Origin of the sequence: Micromonospora sp. DT31, assembly GCF_049841795.1 — a bacterium.
In the GTDB taxonomy this organism is placed as follows: Bacteria; Actinomycetota; Actinomycetes; order Mycobacteriales; family Micromonosporaceae; genus Micromonospora.
Window position 1 is genome coordinate 47,525 of sequence record NZ_JBNCKZ010000002.1, and the last position, 17,506, is coordinate 65,030.

Here is a 17,506-nt window from a genome sequence, read left to right on the forward strand (position 1 = left end):
CGGCACGGGGGATCAGAAGCCGCAGCTACGCTCAGTACGCTCATCGCGGTGGACCAGTCAGCACCCGGAGGTGGCCGATCGTGACCGTCCGTAGCTCCTTTGTCGTTGTGGCCAACCGACTGCCTGTCGACGAGGTGAGCACACCCGAGGGGCGGCAGTGGCGGCGCAGCCCCGGCGGCCTGGTGACCGCGCTGCACCCGGTGCTGGCCGAGCACAAGGGCACCTGGGTGGGGTGGGCCGGCGGCACCGGCGCCGCCCCCGAGCCGTTCGACCTGGAGGGCATCCGGCTACATCCGGTGCCGTTGAGCGCCGAGGAGTTGGAGCGCTACTACGAGGGTCAGTCGAACGCCACGATCTGGCCGCTCTACCACGACGCGGTGGAGACGCCGGCCTACAAGCGGCGCTGGCGCGAGGCGTACCGGTTGGTCAACGCCCGGTTCGCAGAGGCGGCGGCCGACGTGGCGGCCGAGGGCGCGACCGTCTGGGTGCAGGACTACCAGCTCCAGCTCGTGCCGGCGATGCTGCGCGAGCTGCGGCCCGACCTGCGGATCGGGTTCTTCCTGCACATCCCGTTCCCGCCGATCGAGCTGTTCATGCAGATGCCGTTCCGCACCGAGATCCTGCGCGGGCTGCTCGGCGCGGACCTGGTCGGCTTCCAGCAGCGGCTGGCGGCGCAGAACTTCGTCCGGCTGGCCCGGCACCTGCTCGGCCTGCGCTACGAGGGGCAGATGATCCAGGTCGACGGCCGGCAGGTGAAGGCCGGCGCCTTCCCGATCTCGATCGACACCAGGGAGATGGAACGGCTGGCCGAGGACCCGGCGATCCAGGCCCGGGCCAAGCAGATCCGCGAGGAGCTGGGCAACCCGAAGACGATCATCCTGGGTGTCGACCGGCTCGACTACACCAAGGGCATCGAACTCCGCCTCAAGGCCTTCCGCGAACTCCTAGCTGACGGAAAGTTGACAGTTCCGGACGCGGTTATGGTGCAGGTCGCCACGCCCAGCCGCGAGCGTGTGGAGCACTACCAGGCACTACGGGTGAAGGTGGAACGCGAGGTTGGTCGGATCAATGGCGAATTCGGCCGGGTCGGCGTGCCGGCGGTGCATTACCTCCATCAGTCGTACAGTCGCTCCGAGTTGGCCGCGATGTACGTCGCGGCCGACGTGATGATGGTGACCCCGCTGCGAGACGGAATGAATCTGGTGGCCAAGGAGTACGTCGCATCGCGCGCCGACCAGGGCGGCGCGCTCGTGCTCAGTGAGTTCGCCGGCGCCGCCACCGAGCTGCGCCAGGCGTTCCTGTGTAATCCGCACGACCCGGACGCGGTGAAGGACGCGTTGCTACGGGCCGTGCACGTCGAAAAGCCCGAAGCCCGCCGCCGGATGCGCGTCATGCAACGCCATCTGCGCAGCCACGACGTGGGTCAGTGGGCCAAGTCGTTCCTCAGCGAGCTCGGCGTCGGCGATACGGAGGCTGCGTGACCTCGCCCACCACCGCCGCCCACGGCGGCGTGCTGGACCCCGAACTGCGCTCCGCCATCGGCCGGATCGCCCGGGTGCCCCAGCTCCTGGTCGCCTGCGACTACGACGGCACGCTGGCGCCGATCGTCGAGGACCCGAGCAAGGCCGTACCGCTGCCGGAGTCGGTGGCCGCGATCCGCGCGCTTGCCTCCCTGCCGCAGACAAGCGTCGCGGTCGTCTCCGGCCGCGCGCTGCGCGACCTCGCCACGCTCTCCCGGCTGCCCAGCGAGGTGCACCTGGTGGGCAGCCACGGCTCGGAGTTCGACATCGGCTTCGTCGAGCGGCTCACCCCCGAGCTGGTCGCGGCCCGGCACCGCCTCCGCGAGGCGCTGCGGGAGATCACCAACGCGCACCCAGGCGTCCGCCTGGAACGCAAGCCGGCGAGCGTCGCCGTGCACACCCGCGGCGTCGACCCGCAGGTCGCCGCGCGGGCCGTCGAAGCGGTTCGCAGCGGACCGGCCACCTGGGACGGCGTCACCGTCACCCAGGGCAAGGAGGTCATCGAGCTGTCGGTGGTGGCCACCCACAAGGGTCTGGCGATCGACCAGCTCCGGACGCAGCTCGCGGCCAGTGCGGTGCTCTTCCTCGGCGACGACGTCACCGACGAGAACGCCTTCGGCAACCTGCACGGGCCGGACGTCGGCATCAAGATCGGCCCCGGGGAGACCCAGGCCGACTACCGGGTGGCCGAGCCGATCGAGGCGGCCCGGGCGCTGGGGCTGCTGCTGGAGACGCGACGGCACTGGTTGTTCGGCGAGCGGGCGGTGCCGATCGAGCGCCACTCGATGCTGGCCAACGGCCGTACCGTCGCGCTGGTCACCCCGGAAGCCAAGATCACCTGGCTGTGTCACCCGAAGCCGGACTCGGCGGCCATCTTCGCCGACCTGGTCGGCGGCAGTCCGGCCGGGCACTTCACCGTCGGTCCGGAACGCGGCGGCATCCCGCTGGGCCAGCGCTACCGCAGCAACACCATGACGGTGGAGACCCGCTGGTCCGGCCTCACCGTGACCGACTGGCTGGACCTGCCGGCCCGGCAGACCACGCCTGACGACCCGGCCGTGGTCAGCGGCGACTCGACCCTGGTCCGGGTGCTCAGCGGCACCGGGCGGGCCCGGATCGAGTTCGCGCCGCGTCCCGAGTTCGGCCAGGTGGCCGTGCAGCTCCAGCCGCTCGACGACGGCCTGCTGGTGCTCGGCTCCAACGAGCCGGTCGCGTTGCACTCCCCCGGCGTCGAGTGGGACATCACCAACGACGCCGGGTACGAGACCGCGAAGGCCGTGGTCGACCTCGCCGCCACCGGCGGTCAGGTGGTGCTGGAGCTGCGCTTCGGCACGCAGAGCCTGGAACCGCACCGGCTGCCCGTGCACCAGCGGCAGGCCGCCGCCGAGCAGCCCTGGAAGGACTGGGTGGCCTCGCTGCGGCTGCCCACCACCGCCCGGGACCTGGTCGCCCGCAGCGCGTTGACGCTGCGCGGCCTCTGCCACGAGCCCACCGGCTCGATCCTCGCCGCGGCCACCACGTCGCTGCCCGAGGAACTGGGCGGGGTCCGTAACTGGGACTACCGCTACTGCTGGCTACGGGACGCGGCGATGACTGCCCGCGCGCTCGTCGACCTCGGCTCCACCGAGGAGGCCGAAGGTCTGCTGCGCTGGATCGACGGCGTGGTCGAGCGCACCGGCGGGCACCCGGAGCGGCTGCACCCGCTCTACACCGTCGACGGCTTCGAGCTGGGCGCCGAGGCGGTCATCGACACGCTGCCCGGGTACGCCGGTTCCCGGCCGGTGCGCGTCGGCAACCTCGCCAACCACCAGCTCCAACTCGACGTGTTCGGCCCGGTGGCCGACCTGATCGCGGCCGTGGCCGACGCCCGGGGCTCGGTCCGGGAGGACGAGTGGCGGGTCCTGGCGAACATGGTCGAGGCGGTACGCCGCCGCTGGCACGAGCCCGACCACGGCATCTGGGAGGCCCGCCTCCCCCCACGGCACCACGTCTTCTCCAAGGTCATGCTCTGGATGACGGTGGACCGGGCGTTGCACGTGGTGCGCCGGCACGGCGGCGAGGACCGGCCGGAGTGGGTGGAACTGCGCGACCGGATCGCCGCCAACGTCCTGGAGTTCGGCTGGCACCCGGAGGCCGAGGCGTACAGCGTCGCCTACGGCTACGAGGAGATGGACGCCTCGTCGCTGTGGATCGGCATCTCCGGGCTGCTCGCCGGCGACGACCCGCGGTTCCTGTCCACCGTGCTCAAGATCGAGGCGGATCTGCGCAGCGGCCCGGTGGTCTACCGCTACCACTGGGACGACGGGCTGCCCGGCCGGGAGGGCGGGTTCCACATCTGCACGGCATGGCTGATCGAGGCGTACCTACGCACCGGCCGCCGTACCGACGCCGAGGAACTGTTCACCCAGATGGTGGACACCGCCGGGCCGACCGGGCTGCTCCCGGAGCAGTACGACCCGCTCGCCGAGCGCGGGCTGGGCAACCACCCGCAGGCGTACAGCCACCTCGGGCTGGTCCGCTGCGCGCTGCTGCTGGACAACATGCTCAAGCAGTGACCCGATGACGTGACGCGGCCCGGGACCCGTGGGTTCCGGGCCGTGTCGCGTTCGTCAGGCCAGCGCGTGCACCACGTCACCGACCACCACGATCGCGGGCGGGCGCAGCCCGGCGTCGGCGACATCGGCGGCGACCGCGCCGAGCGTGGACCGCAGCATCCGCTGGGCCGCCGTGGTGCCCTCCTGGATGACCGCGGCCGGCGTGTCCGCCGGCTTGCCGTGCGCCATCAACGTGGCGCCGATCGCGGCCAGGTTCTTCAGGCCCATCAGGATCACCAGCGTGCCGCGCAGCCCCGCCAGCGACTCCCAGCGCACGAGCGACGCCGGCGAGTCGGGCGCGAGGTGCCCGGAGACCACGGTGAACTCGTGCGCCACCCCCCGGTGGGTGACCGGCACCCCGGCCACCTCGGGCACCGCGATCGCGCTGGTCACCCCGGGGACCACGGTCACCGGCACGCCCGCCTCCGCGCAGGCCAGCAGTTCCTCGCCGCCGCGGCCGAAGACGTACGGGTCGCCGCCCTTGAGCCGGACCACCGACCGGCCGGCGCGGGCCCGGTCCACCAGGATGCGGTTGATCTCCTCCTGGGCGCGCGACGGCCCGTAGGGGATCTTCGACGCGTCGACCAGTTCGACGTCCGGGCGCAGTTCGTCCAGCAGCAGGCCGGGCACGAGCCGGTCGGCGACCACCACCTCCGCCTCGGTGAGCAGCCGCCAGCCCTTCAGCGTGACCAGTTCCGGATCCCCCGGTCCGGCGCCCACCAGCGCGACGCGCCCGCCGGCCGCGAGCGGGGCCCCTTCCGTCGCCGGAGGCGTCCAGCCAGGGCCCTGCCGTGCCCCCAGCAGGGCGCGGACGGCGTCGCGGGTCGCCATGGCGCGGCGTGGGTCGCCGCCGCCGAGGACGGCCACGGTGACCGGGCCGTGTCGGGTCACCGCCGGCGTCCACGCGGTGGCGGCGGTCCGGTCGTCGGCGCGTACGCAGAAGATCCGCCGCTCGGCCGCGGCGTCGCTGACCGCCTCGGCGGCGGCCCGGTCGTCCACCGCCACCTGGACCAGCCACGCCCCGTCCAGGTCGGCGGGGACGAACCGGCGCGGCTGCCAGCGCAGCCGGCCCGCGTCGACGTGCGCGCGCAGCGCCGGGGTCAGCTCGGGCGACACCAGCAGCACGTCCGCGCCGGCGTCCAGCAGCGCCGGCACCCGCCGGGTCGCCACCGCTCCCCCACCGACCACGACCACCCGCCGGCCGTCCAGCCGCAACCCGAGGGGGTACGGGCTGGGCGGCGCGTCCGGGGCCGGGCCGGTCACTTCTCCGTCACCCCGGCGGAGTCGAACGTCGCCACCTCGTGCAGCACCCGCACCGCGCCGGTGACCATGGGCAGCGCCAGCAGCGCGCCGGTGCCCTCCCCGAGCCGCAGGCCCAGGTCGATGAGCGGGTCCAGCCCGAGGTGGCGCAGCGCGGCGGTGGCTCCGGGCTCGGCGCTACGGTGCCCGGCGACCATGGCGCCCACCGCGTCCGGCGCGAACGCGGCGGCGGCCAGCGCGGCGCTGACCGCGATCACGCCGTCGAGCAGCACCGGCACCCGGCGGGCGGCGGCGCCGAGAATCAGTCCGGCCAGCGCGGCGTGCTCCAGCCCGCCGACCGCCGCGAGCACGCCCAGCGGGTCGGTCGGGTCCGGCTCGTGCCGGGCCAGCGCGGCCCGGACCACGGCGACCTTGCGGGCGTACGTCTCGTCGTCCACGCCGGTGCCCCGACCGGTCGCCGCCGCCGCGTCCACCCCGGCGAACACGGCGACGAGCGTCGCGGACGGGGTGGTGTTGCCGATGCCCATGTCGCCGGTGAGCAGGATGCCCGCCCCGGCGTCGACGAGTTCCCCGGCGGTCCGGATGCCGACCTCCACCGCGGCCCGGGCCTCGTCGCGGGTGAGCGCGGCGGTGACGGTCATGTCCCGGGTGCCGGCGCGCACGTTCGCGGCCACCAGCCGTGGCCCGGTCGGACCGGACGCGCCGGCCGGGACCGGGGTGGCCACCCCGACGTCCACCACGGTGACCGAGGCGCCGGCCTGCCTGGCGAACGCGTTCACCACCGCGCCGCCGGCCAGGAAGTTGCCGATCATCTGCGCGGTGACCTCCTGCGGCCACGGGGTCACGCCCTGGGCGTGCACGCCGTGGTCACCGGCGAAGATCGCCACCGCGGCGGGTTCGGGCAGCGGTGGCGGGCACACCCCGGCCAGCCCGGCGAGGCGTACCGACAGGGGCTCCAGGGCACCGAGCGAGCCCGGTGGCTTGGTCAGCCGCCCCTGCGTCTCGCGCGCCGCCGCCATGGCGGCCTCGTCCGGCGGTCGGATCGCCGCGACGGTGGACTCCAGCATCATGCCTCCAGCATCCGGGCCAGCGTGTCGATGAAAGCGTCGGTGGTGGCCGGGTCGCGTACCGCGATCCGCAGCCAGTCGGGGCCGAGCCCGGGGAACGTGTCGCCCCGGCGTACCGCCCAGCCATGCGCGCGCAGCCGTTGCCGCACCTCGGCCGCGCCCGGCAGGTGGATCAGGACGAAGGCGCTGGCCGGGCGGCCCGTCACGCGTACCCCGGGGAGGTCGGCCAGGCGGGCGACCAGGTGGTCGCGGTCGGTGGCGAGGCCGGCGGCGATGGCGCGTTCGGCGGTCACGGCGGCGGGGGCGGCGCAGGCGGTGGCGGCGGCGAGGGCCGGGGTGGAGACCGCCCAGAGCGGCTGGGCGGCGGCGAACCGGGCCAGCAGCGTGGCGCCGCCGAGCAGGTAGCCGATCCGCAGTCCGGCCAGCCCCCAGGTCTTGGTGAGGCTGCGGACCACCACGAGGCCGGGTAGGTCGCGGCGCGTCGCGAGGGACTCCGGTTCGCCGGGGACGCCGGGGACGAGCGTGGTGTCGGCGAACGCCTCGTCCACCACCAGCACCCGGCCGGGGCGGGCCAGGGCGGCGACGGTGTCCGCCGGGTGCAGCACGGAGGTCGGGTTCGTCGGGTTGCCGATCATCACCAGGTCGGCGTCGTCGGGAATCCGGGCCGGGTCGAGGCGGAAGCCGTCGGCCGGGTCGAGCAGCACCCGGTCCACCCGGTGCCCGGCGGCGCGCAGCGCGGCCTCCGGTTCGGTGAACTGCGGGTGCACCACGACCGGGTGGCGGACGTCGGCCAACGCGCGGGCGATCAACACGAACCCTTCGGCCGCACCCGCGGTGAGGAGTACCTCGTGCGGGGGTCGCCCGTGCCGGTGTGCCACGGCGGCGCGGGCCGGCGCGGGGTCGGGGTAGGCGGCCAGGTCGGCCAACGCGGCGGTCAGCGGGTCGGCGAGCCAGTCGGGCATCGGGGCGCGGCGCACGTTGACCGCCAGGTCGACCAGGCCGGGGGTGGCCTCGGCGTCCCCGTGGTGGCCCAGGTCGGGCTGGTCGAGCGCGCCGGCGCTCCCGGTCGGTGGTGCGAGCATGTCCGCGATCCTGCCGGGAAGCCGTCCCCCGGGACAGCGGATCCCGGCGTGGGTCGCGTCACGGTCCGCCGGTTTATGAGTTCTTCTCATTTTTGAATCGGAAATGTCATAGCTTGGCCCCGTGACCAACCGTCCCTTTGCCTCGCCAGGTCGAGCCGTGCCCCTGCTCCGCGCCGGACTGATCGCCGGCATCGTGGTCGCCGCCGCGCTGTATCCGCTCGTCGCGCTCACCGGCATCGGCGCGAAGACCACCGCCCACGCCGTGGAGCAGAAGACGAACATCCTCAAGACCGCGCTGCCGGCCGAGACGTCGTACGTCTACGCGCCGGACGGCAAGACCGTGCTGACCATGTTCTACGAGGAGTACCGGCAGTACACCAAGATCGAGAGCATGTCGCCGAACATCCAACAGGCGATCGTCGCCGCCGAGGACAACCGCTTCTACCAGCACCACGGCGTCGACCCGAAGGGCGTGGCGCGGGCGTTCGTCTCCAACGCCCGCTCCGGCGGCGTCTCCCAGGGCGCGTCCACGCTCACCATGCAGTACGTGCGGATGGCGCTGCGGGACAGCGCCAGCACCCCTCAGGAGGTCCAGGAGGCCACCCAGCAGACCAGCCTGCGCAAGGTCAAGGAGATGCGCATGGCGTTGGACATCGAGAAGCACGTCAGCAAGGAACAGATCCTGGAGCGCTACCTCAACTCGGCCTACTTCGGCCACCGCGCGTACGGGATCTACGCCGCCTCCCAGATCTTCTTCTCCAAGACCCCGGCCACGCTCACCCCGGTCGAGGCGGCCACCCTCGCCGGGCTGGTGAAATCGCCCTCCGAGTACGACCCGATCACCTCCGACCAGAAGGACGCCACAGGTCGGCGCAACTACGTGCTGGACAACATGGCCCGCCTCGGCTACCTCTCACCTGACGCCGCCGCGACCGCCAAGGCCCAGCCGATCCAGCTGAAGCTCACCGACCCGCCCAACGACTGCGCCGCCGTCGACGGCTCGCACCGCAGCTGGGGCTTCTACTGCGACTACCTGAAGAACTGGTGGAGCGCCCAGCCCGCGTTCGGCGAGAACCGCCTGGAACGGATGGACAAGCTACGCCGCGGCGGCTACCGGATCGTGCTCGCCCTCGACCCGAAGACCCAGGCGGCGGCGGAGAAGAACGTGGGCGCCAAGGACAACACCGGCAACCCGTTCGCCAACGGCATCGTGGTGGCCGAACCCGGCACCGGGCGGATCAAGGCGATGGCGGTCAACCGCAACTACTCCCTCGACCTGGCCGAGAACCCGAACAGCTCCAACCCGGAGGCCGGGCCCAAGGTCAAGGCGAACTATCCGAACACGGTGGCGCCCCTGCTCGGCGGCGGAACGCTCCCCGGCTACCAGGCCGGCTCCACGTTCAAGATGTTCCCGATGCTCGCCGCGCTCAACGCCGGGATGCCGCTGTCCACCGCGTTCGACTCGCCGTACCGGTACAGGTCCGCCGTCTACGACGGGTGGGCGCCCTCGAACGCCAGCGGCGCGATGACCGGGCGGCAGACCATGTGGTCCGGCTTCGGCAAGTCGGTGAACACCTACTTCGTGCAGTTGGAGGAGAAGATCGGCGCGGACGCCGGGGTGCACCTGGCCGAACAGTTGGGGCTGCGCTGGCGCACCGACGTGGACCGGGAACAGGCGTCGCCGAACAAGGTGAAGAAGTGGGGGGCGTTCACGCTCGGCGTTTCCGACGCCACCCCGCTGGAGATGGCGAACGCGTACGCGGCCATCGCCGCCGACGGACGCTACTGCGAGGCGATCCCGGTCAACGCGATCATGAACCGGGACGGCACGCCGGCCACGTACACCACCCCCGGCGGCGTGCAGCGGGAGGTGGCCAAGCCCCGGTGCCGGCAGGTGGTGAACGCGGACGCGGCGCGGGCCGCCACCGACGCCGCCCGCTGCCCGACCGGTGACACCCCGGCCCGGGGGACCTGCGGCGGCTGGTCGACCGCCGACAGTGTCCGACGCACCGTCGGCCGGCCGGTCGCCGGCAAGACCGGCACCACCGACAGCACCCGGTCGGCCTGGTTCGTCGGCTACACGCCCGAACTGGCGGCGGCGAGCTTCATCGCCGACCCGGACAATCCGTTCAACGCGGTGGGTGACGGGCAGTCCCAGATCCCGGTGAACGCGGTCGCGCGGACCCTCCAGGACTCCCTGAAGGGCCAGCCCACGCGCCAGTTCACCCCGCCCTCCAACCAGATCGTCGGCTGACCGCACCCGAACCGCCCGGGGGTGCGCCCGGGTCAGTGATCAAGGAGTTCGTGCCGGAGGTCGTAGTGACTCCCGACGCGAACTCCTTGATCGCACCCGGGGTCCACCCGGGTGATCAGGATCAGGGGGCGGAGGGCTGGACCGCGGCCACCAGGCGGGCCGCGATGTCGGGATGGGCCGCCCAGTGCGGCACCAGCTGCGAGGCGTGCACCGCCTGCCGGACGAACCCCTCCGGGCTGCCACCCTCCCACCGCCAGGCCGGCCGCTCACCGGCCCGCGGGGTCAGCACCGCCGCGTGCTGCTTGTGCCCCACCACCGTCGCGCCGGCCGCCGCCACCACGCTGTCGGTCACCGCCGTGGCCGTGCGGTAGCCGACCACCAGGCCGTCCCGGACCGTGCCGACCGCGTCGAGCACCCCGCACATGGGCAGGCCGTCCAGCTCCCGGGCCAGCCAGAGCAGACCGGCCCCCTCGGCGACCACCGGGCGACCGGACCGGGCCAGTTCGGCCACCGCGATGCAGAGTCGGCGGTTGGCGGAGAGCTGCTCCGCGTACGTCTCCGGAAGCCCGCCACCGACGACGAGCGCGCGGGTTCCGGCGGGCAGCGTCTCGTCGCGCAGCGGATCGAGTGTCACCACCTCGGCCCCGGCGGCGCGCAGCAGCTCCGCGGTCTCCGGATGGCTGTAGGCTCCGCCCGCTCCGCCGGCCAGCGCCACCACCGGCCGCTCCGTCGGCTCGGGCGAGTCGTCCGCCGGCTCCGGCGACCACGGGTCGACGGTCAGGTCCGGGGCGGACCGGGCCAGGGCCAGCAGCCGGTCCAGGTCGACGGTCGCGGCCACCGCCTCACCGAGCCGGCGTACGCCCCGGGCGGCGTCGGCGTCGCCGCGCACCACCGGCGCGGCGCCGTGCCGGCGGGCCGGCAGCACCGGTGGCAGCTCGTGCCGACGCAACGCGCCGTAGACCGGCACGCCCACGTCGTCCAACGCCTCGCGCAGCAGCTCCTCGTGCCGCGGCGAGGCCACCCGGTTGAGGATCACGCCGCCCAGCCAGAGCTGTTCGTCGAACGCCCGGAAGCCGTGCACCAGCGCGGCCACCGACTGGCCCATCGCGGCCACGTCCACGACGAGCACCACGGGGCTGCGCAGCGCGACGGCGACGGCCGCGGTGGACTCGCTCTCCGGCCGGCCCCCGACCGAGTCGTAGAGGCCCATGGTGCCCTGCACCAGCGCGAATCCCGCACCGGCCGCGCCGTGTGCGAAGAGCGGGGCGACCCGCTCCGGGCCGACCAGCCGCGGGTCCAGCGTGCGTCCCGCCCGGCCGGCGGCCAACCCCAGGTATGCCGCGTCCACCTGATCCGGGCCGACCTTGAACCCGGCCACCGGGACGCCCCGCTCGGTGATCGCCGCGAGCAGGCCGAGGGAGACGGCGCCGGTGCCGTGCCCCGAGGAGGGCGCGCTCAGCACGACGCGGGGCACGTCGGTCATCATCGACTCCTGAGGGTGGTGGATTCCGCCCGCGTGACCCTACCTGTCCGATCCGACGCGCCGGCGCGGCCCGGGCCCCGCCCTTCTCCCCGGCTACGGCCAGTCTGCCCGGCCGTGACGAGTGGCTGCGCTCACACGGGTAGCCTTGGCCAACGTGTACCGGTTCCTGTTGACCCCACGCTGGCTCGGCTACCTCGCGCTCACGCTGGTCGCCGCCACGGTGATGGTCTTCCTGGGCAACTGGCAGCTGGACCGCTACCGGGGGCGGACGGCGGTCAACGAGCGGATCGACGCCGGGGCCACCATGACACCGGCGCCGCTGCGCGACGCCCTCCCCGCGCCCACCGGTGGCGCCGGGACCGTGGGCCCGGCCCCGACCGAGCAGCTCACCTGGAGCCGGGTCACCGCCACCGGCCGCTACGACAGCGCCAACGTCGTCCTGGTCCGGGGCCGGACGCTGGACAACAAGGTCGGCTTCGAGGTGCTCACCCCGCTGGTGCTGGCCGACGGCAGCGCGGTGCTTGTCGACCGCGGCTGGATTCCGCCCGTACCGGGCGCCGGCGCGACCACCCAGCCGCGGGTGCCGGCGGCGCCCGGCGGCGAGGTGACCGTCACCGGCCGGGTGGTCGGCAGCGAGAGCGGTGGCGGCGGTGTGGCCCGGCGCGACGGCACGCTGGAGGCCCGGCGCATCGACATCGCGAAGCTGGCCAAGCAACTCCCCTACCCGGTTACCGGCGGCTACGTGCTGCTCGACGGGCAGACGCCGGCCCCCGACCCGGCGTTCCAGGCGGTGCAGATCGGGCACACCAACAACTGGCAGAACTTCGGTTACGTGTGGCAGTGGTGGATCTTCGCGGTGATGAGTCTGGTCGGCTACGGCTGGGTCGCCCGCCGGGAGGCCCGGCGGCTGGCCGGTCTGGACGGCCCGGACGAGCCGCGGGACCGGGCCGCCGAGCCGGCCTCCCCCACCTCTGCCTGAGCCGGCCGATCCGAGCCCCGGCGGGGACACACCGCGCGGTACGGACGCGATAGGGTCCGCCAATGATCGCCGACCGTGGGGGTCACCGGTGAACCCTGATCCCACGACGCCGCTGCCCGCCCAGCCGCCGGCCCCGGCCGCATCCGACCCGTGGTCCGTCCCGCCGCCCGCCCAGTTCTCCGGCCCGCCCGCGCAGTTCTCCGCGCCGCCGGCCACCGCCCAGTTCCCGGCGGCGCCCTACTCCGCGCCGCCCGCGCCCTACTCCGCACCGCCCGCGCAGTTCTCCGGCCCGCCGGCCGCCGGGTACGGGCCCGCGCCGATGTCGGGGCCGCTGCCACCGGCGCAGTCCCCGGCGGTGGTGCAGATCGGCGAGATCATGGTGACGCCGCCGGTCATCCGCACCCCCGCCGGTGTCCTGCCGCTGGCCGGCTCCTCGTGGTACGTGATGGACCACTGGCAGAAGGAGGAGAAGATCGCCACCTGGGCCATCGTCGCCTCGATCGTCGGCTTCTTCTGCCTGACCGTGTTCAGCCTCCTGTTCCTGCTGGTCAAGGAGACACGGCACCACGGGATCGTGCAGGTGACGGTGACCAACGGCGGGCACCAGTACGTCGCCCGCATCCCGGTGGCCGACCAGTTCCAGGCGCAGCAGATCAACAACCAGGTCAACTACGCCCGGTCGTTGTCGGCGGGCTGAGCCACGCAGGGGCGCGGGCGGCGGCGTACCGCCTGTCGGCACCCGGTCAGCCGGTGACCCGCCCGGCGTGGATGGCCCGCACCGCGTCGATGGTGTCCGCCTCCGCGGCGGTCTTGTCGTCGCGGTAGCGCAGCACCCGGGCGAAGCGCAGCGCCATCCCGCCCGGGTAGCGGGTGCTGGCCTGCACCCCGTCGAACGCGATCTCGACGACCTGCTCCGGCCGGACCCGGACCACCCAGTCGCCCTTCTCCACGGCCAGCGACAGGAACCGCTCGGTCTGCCAGCGCAGCAACTCGTCGGTGAGGCCCTTGAAGGTCTTGCCGAGCATCACGAATTCGCCGGTGCGCGGATCGCGGGCGCCCAGATGCAGGTTCGACAACCAGCCCTCCCGCCGGCCGCTGCCCCACTCCACAGCCAGCACCACCAGGTCGAGGGTGTGCCGCGGCTTGACCTTCACCCAGGCCGTACCGCGCCGGCCGGCGTCGTAGGGCGCGGCCGGGTCCTTGACCACCACCCCCTCCTGGCCGGCGTCGACCGCCGCGGCGAACGCCGCGCCGGCCTGCGCCGCGTCGTCCACCTCGACCCGGTCGACGAGCAGCGTGGCGTCGACCGCGCCGGCCAGGGCCGCCCACCGTCGCCGGCCGGGCGCGTCGATCAGATCCTCGCCGTCGAGGTGCAGCAGATCGAAGAAGTACGGCGTCAGCACCGGCGCACCGGTGCGCTCCGCGGCGGCCAGCACGGCGGGCGCGACCGGGGACCCCCCGGTGGTGCTCGACGGCGTGGCGCGACGGGCCGCCCGGCTGGAGGTCTCCTGGAACGGCAGCGGACGGCCGGCGGCGTCCAGCCCGATCGCCTCGCCGTCGAGCACCACCTCCCGGACGGGCAGGGCACGGACGGCAGCCACCACCTGGGGCAGCCGGTCGGTGATCTCGTCGAGGCTGCGGGTGAACACCGCGATGTCCGATCCACAACGGTGCACCTGGATCCGGATGCCGTCGAGCTTGACGTCGACCACCGCCGGTACGCCGGTGGCGGTGAGCGCCTCGTCGACCGAGGGCGCGCTCTGCGCCAGCATCGGGGCGAGCGGTCGACCCACCTGGAGGCCGAACCCGGCCAGCGCGTCGGCGCCGCCGATGAGCGCCGCGGCCGCCACCGCCCGCAGATCGCCGGCGAGCAGCAGGGCCCGCCGGACCGCGGTGACCGGCACGGCGGCGGCCCGCGCGACCGCCTCGGCGAGCAGCCCGGCCTGCGCCCCCTGGCGCAGCTCCCCCCGGAACAGGCCGGCCAGCAGCCGCTGTTCGTCGGCGGTCGCCGCGGCGAACAGCCGGCCCACCAGGTCCCGGCGCCGGGCCTGGGAACCGGCGCCACCGACCCGGGAGATCTCCTCGATCGCCGCGTCCACACCGGCCACGGTGAGCGTCGGCTCGGCGGCCGGCGGCGGCAGGTCACGCAGACCCGCCCAGCCCACCCCGGTCTGCCGCTGGCGCAGCTCACCGGCGAGGTAGCCGGCGCCGGCCGGAATCTCGCCGGGGTCGAGCCCTCGCAGCGCGGCGGCGAGCAGCTCCACCTTGGCTCGACGACCGGCGGTGGCGCCGACCGCGGCCGAGGTGGCCGCCAGCTCCACGAAACGCACGCCCACATCCTGCCAGCCGGGGACGGCCACCGGGCGGAACCGGCGACCGAGGCACCACCCGGGGTGCCTCGGTCGCCGGCCGACGGTCAGGCCGAGACGGGTTCCTCGATGCGCAGGCCCCGCCCGCGCACCTCGTCGGCGATCCGGGTGAGCAGCATGTCGAGCGTGACAAGCGCGGCGGAAAGCTCGCCGAGCTGATCCTTGAGCGTGTCCTCGGACCACGCGGAGACGTCGACGTCCCCCAGGGCACGGACGGCGGCCTGAAGCCGCACCATCTCGTTGTTCGTACGCATGTTCGAAAGGCTATAACACCTGCCCGTCCGACACACCACAAACTCCGACATCAGCCCCGAAGTTACGGTTTCGACGCCCTCAGCGGCGGCCTTCCCCGCCCACCTCGGCCACCTTCGCCAACAGCAACGCCTCGGCCAGGCACACCCGGGCGAACTCACCCAGGTGCAGGCTCTCGTTCGGCCCGTGCGCCCGGGCGTGCGGGTCCTCCACACCGGTCACCAGGATGGCCGCCCGCGGGAACATCTCCTGGAACGTGGCGATGAACGGAATCGAACCACCCACCCCGATGTCGACCGGATCGGTGCCGTCCCACGCACCCCGGAACGCCGCCCGCGCCGCGTCGAACATCGGGCCGGACGCGTCGATGACACAGGGCGCGCCGTCGTGCTCGAAGGTCACCGACACCTGCGCGCCCCACGGCGCGTGCCGCTCCAGGTGCGCGGCCAGCGCCGCGTACGCCTTCTTCGGGTCGTCGCCCGGCGCCAGCCGCACGCTCAGCTTCGCCTTCGCCGACGGCACCAGCGCGTTGGGCGCCTCGCCGGTGGTCGGGGCGTCGACGCCCAGGATCGCCAGCGCCGGCTTGGTCCAGAGCCGGTCGGTGATCCGCCCGGTGCCGATCAGCTGCCCGCCGTCGACCAGGCCGGCCTCGGCGCGGAACCGGTCCTCCGGGTAGTCGACGCTGGCCCCCACCCGGCCGGCCAAGCCCTCCACCGCCACGTCACCGGCGTCGTCGTGCAGCGTGCCGAGCAGCTTCACCAGCGCGGTCAGCGCGTCCGGCACGGCGCCGCCGAACATGCCGCTGTGCACGGCGTGGTGCAGCGTGCGTACCTCCACGAAGCAGTTCACGATGCCGCGCAGCGAGGTGGTCAGCGCCGGCACCCCGACGTCCCAGTTGGCCGAGTCGGCGATCACGATCACGTCCGCGGCCAGGTCGTCGCGGTGCTCGGCGAGCAGCCGCTCCAGCGAGTCCGAGCCGTACTCCTCCTCGCCCTCGATGAACAGCACCACGCCGACCGGCAGCCGGTCGCCGAACGCGCGCAGCGCGGCCACATGCGCCATGACGCCGGCCTTGTCGTCGGCGGCACCCCGGCCGTAGAGGCGCCCGTCGCGCTCCACCGGCTCGAACGGGTCGGACTGCCACAGCGACAGGTCACCGACGGGCTGCACGTCGTGGTGCGCGTACAGGAGCACGGTGGGCGCCCCGGGCGGCGCCGCTCTCGTCCCGATCACCGCCGGCTGCCCGCCGGAGCGGACGATCCGCGTGTCCAGGCCGCAACCGCGCAGCAGTTCCGCCACCGCCTCGGCGGAACGCTCCACATGCGAGTGGTCGAAGCCCTCGAAGGCGATGCCCGGGATGCGGACGAGTCGCTCAAGATCGGCGCGGACACCGGGCAGTTCCCGCTCGACGGCGGCGCGCACCTCGGACTCGGAGAGAATCGGAGTGGTCATGAGCGGAATCGTATGCCGGGCTTACCCGGTCGGCCCGCCCGAGTCCGATCGCCGCACGTAGTAGCGGTCCGCGTCGTGCGGCAGTTCCGGCGCGCCGTCGACGACCAGGTCGACCGCCGCCGCGGTGCCGTCCGCCGCGAAGTGCGCCCGCTCCCCGGCGTGCCAGCGGCGCAGCTCCGGAAGGATCTGCGCGCCGTCGCGCGCCACCGCCCGGGACAGCCGCAGCCCGGCCGGCGCGGTGACCAGCACCGACAGGGTCGCCTCGGGACGCGCCGCGGCACGCGCGGCGCTCACCCCCTCCACGATCAGCACCGGTCCGGCCGGCACCGGCACCACCCGGTCCAGGAAACGCCGGCGCACCCAGCTGTAGCGGTGGTAGCCGCCGGCCCGGCCGGCGCGCACCGGCCCGAGCACCCGCTCCTCCAGCCGCGTCCAGAACGTGAGCTGGTCGTCCCACCCGTCGAGCAGGTCGTCGGTGTGCACCAGCGGCGGCCGGACGCCGCCCGCCCGCGCCGCCAGAGCGCCCGCGAGGCGCGTGGCGAACAGGCTCTTGCCCGCGCCGCTGGGCCCGTCGACAAGCACCAGTCGGGTACGCCCCAACCGCGCCGGCCCGGCCAGCACACGCCGAGCCAACCCGGTGTACGCCTCGACCACCACCACGTTCACCCGACCGACGCTAACGTTCCCCCGTCCGCTGGAACCTGGGACCCGGGCGGGCCGTTTCGCGCAGCGGGGTACCGCGCGCTGGGCATCATCGTGGGGTGCTCCATGACGTGATGTGTCCGGGCGTCGACGCCCTCCTGGAACAGGCCCGCGCCGGTCTCCGCCGGCTCACCCCGCACGAGACCGTCGAGGCGGTCCGCGGCGGTGCGCTGCTGATCGACACCCGTACCGAGGGGCAGCGTCGTGAGGAGGGTGAGCTGCCCGGCGCGATCGTCATCGACCGCACGGTGCTGGAGTGGCGGCTCGACCCGGCCAGCGAGTGGCGCATCCCGGAAGCCACCGGATACGACCGCGAGGTCGTGGTGGTGTGCCGCGAGGGCTACAGCTCCAGCCTGGCCGCCGCCAGCCTCCAGACGCTCGGGCTGCGCCACGCCACCGACATGGTCGGCGGGGTGCGGGGCTGGCGGGAGGCCGGGCTCCCGATGTCCGACCGGCCGGCCGACGTACGCCACTGAGCCCTCCTCGCCGAGG

Annotated in this window: 13 protein-coding genes and 1 pseudogene; 6 read left to right on the forward strand and 8 right to left on the reverse strand. The window is 74.0% G+C overall.

What is annotated here, in order from left to right; genetic code table 11:
* Positions 1-80 precede the first annotated feature (80 nt).
* Entirely contained in the window at positions 81-1,481 is a 1,401-nt protein-coding gene (locus tag ACLQ2X_RS04165) for an alpha,alpha-trehalose-phosphate synthase (UDP-forming) (RefSeq protein WP_425679592.1), read from the forward strand.
* Positions 1,478-4,075, forward strand: a complete 2,598-nt coding sequence (gene otsB / locus ACLQ2X_RS04170; RefSeq protein WP_425679593.1) for a trehalose-phosphatase — start codon at positions 1,478-1,480, stop codon at positions 4,073-4,075. The genes ACLQ2X_RS04165 and otsB overlap by 4 nt, the downstream gene beginning before the upstream one ends.
* 54 nt (positions 4,076-4,129) lie before the next feature.
* Here the strand turns inward: otsB and cobA are convergent, their stop codons facing one another.
* The 3 genes from cobA to cobC are packed head-to-tail and all read right to left on the reverse strand — an operon-like array spanning position 4,130 to position 7,523.
* Positions 4,130-5,377: a uroporphyrinogen-III C-methyltransferase gene (gene cobA / locus ACLQ2X_RS04175; RefSeq protein ID WP_425679594.1), complete on the reverse strand. Its 1,248-nt coding sequence runs from the start codon at positions 5,375-5,377 to the stop codon at positions 4,130-4,132.
* Positions 5,374-6,441 (reverse strand): nicotinate-nucleotide--dimethylbenzimidazole phosphoribosyltransferase, encoded by a 1,068-nt coding sequence (gene cobT, locus ACLQ2X_RS04180; protein WP_425680001.1) that lies wholly within the window; start codon positions 6,439-6,441, stop codon positions 5,374-5,376. Before cobT ends, cobA begins: the two co-directional genes overlap by 4 nt.
* Positions 6,441-7,523 (reverse strand): Rv2231c family pyridoxal phosphate-dependent protein CobC, encoded by a 1,083-nt coding sequence (cobC, locus tag ACLQ2X_RS04185; protein WP_425679595.1) that lies wholly within the window; start codon positions 7,521-7,523, stop codon positions 6,441-6,443. The genes cobT and cobC overlap by 1 nt, the downstream gene beginning before the upstream one ends.
* Before the next feature lie 121 nt (positions 7,524-7,644).
* Between cobC and ACLQ2X_RS04190 the strand changes: the two genes are divergently transcribed.
* Positions 7,645-9,777 carry a transglycosylase domain-containing protein gene (locus ACLQ2X_RS04190; protein ID WP_425679596.1) on the forward strand — a complete coding sequence of 711 codons (2,133 nt, stop codon included), beginning with the start codon at positions 7,645-7,647 and terminating at the stop codon, positions 9,775-9,777.
* 121 nt (positions 9,778-9,898) lie between these two features.
* Here the strand turns inward: ACLQ2X_RS04190 and ACLQ2X_RS04195 are convergent, their stop codons facing one another.
* Positions 9,899-11,260 (reverse strand): cobyrinate a,c-diamide synthase, encoded by a 1,362-nt coding sequence (locus tag ACLQ2X_RS04195; RefSeq protein ID WP_425679597.1) that lies wholly within the window; start codon positions 11,258-11,260, stop codon positions 9,899-9,901.
* 154 nt (positions 11,261-11,414) lie between these two features.
* Here ACLQ2X_RS04195 and ACLQ2X_RS04200 point away from each other — a divergent pair, with 154 nt between their 5' ends.
* Both ACLQ2X_RS04200 and ACLQ2X_RS04205 read left to right on the forward strand, forming a co-directional pair.
* Positions 11,415-12,239, forward strand: a complete 825-nt coding sequence (locus ACLQ2X_RS04200; protein ID WP_425679598.1) for an SURF1 family protein — start codon at positions 11,415-11,417, stop codon at positions 12,237-12,239.
* A gap of 88 nt (positions 12,240-12,327) precedes the next feature.
* On the forward strand, positions 12,328-12,936 hold the full coding sequence (locus tag ACLQ2X_RS04205) for a hypothetical protein (RefSeq protein ID WP_425679599.1): 609 nt from the start codon (positions 12,328-12,330) through the stop codon (positions 12,934-12,936).
* Positions 12,937-12,982: 46 nt separating this feature from the next.
* Here ACLQ2X_RS04205 and ACLQ2X_RS04210 read toward each other — a convergent pair whose 3' ends face one another.
* From ACLQ2X_RS04210 to ACLQ2X_RS04225, 4 genes and pseudogenes are all read right to left on the reverse strand, one after another.
* Positions 12,983-14,569 (reverse strand): ATP-dependent DNA ligase, encoded by a 1,587-nt coding sequence (locus tag ACLQ2X_RS04210; RefSeq protein ID WP_425679600.1) that lies wholly within the window; start codon positions 14,567-14,569, stop codon positions 12,983-12,985.
* Between the two features lie 86 nt (positions 14,570-14,655).
* A complete protein-coding gene (locus ACLQ2X_RS04215) occupies positions 14,656-14,862 on the reverse strand; it encodes a hypothetical protein (protein ID WP_425679601.1) in 207 nt (68 codons plus the stop codon).
* A 79-nt stretch (positions 14,863-14,941) separates the two neighbouring features.
* Positions 14,942-16,312, reverse strand: coding sequence for a dipeptidase (locus ACLQ2X_RS04220; protein WP_425679602.1), 1,371 nt, complete (start codon positions 16,310-16,312; stop codon positions 14,942-14,944).
* Positions 16,233-16,978 (reverse strand): annotated as a pseudogene (locus ACLQ2X_RS04225) (uridine kinase family protein). Before ACLQ2X_RS04225 ends, ACLQ2X_RS04220 begins: the two are co-directional and overlap by 80 nt.
* A gap of 110 nt (positions 16,979-17,088) precedes the next feature.
* Between ACLQ2X_RS04225 and ACLQ2X_RS04230 the strand changes: the two are divergent.
* Entirely contained in the window at positions 17,089-17,490 is a 402-nt protein-coding gene (locus ACLQ2X_RS04230) for a rhodanese-like domain-containing protein (protein ID WP_425680002.1), read from the forward strand.
* Positions 17,491-17,506 lie beyond the last annotated feature (16 nt).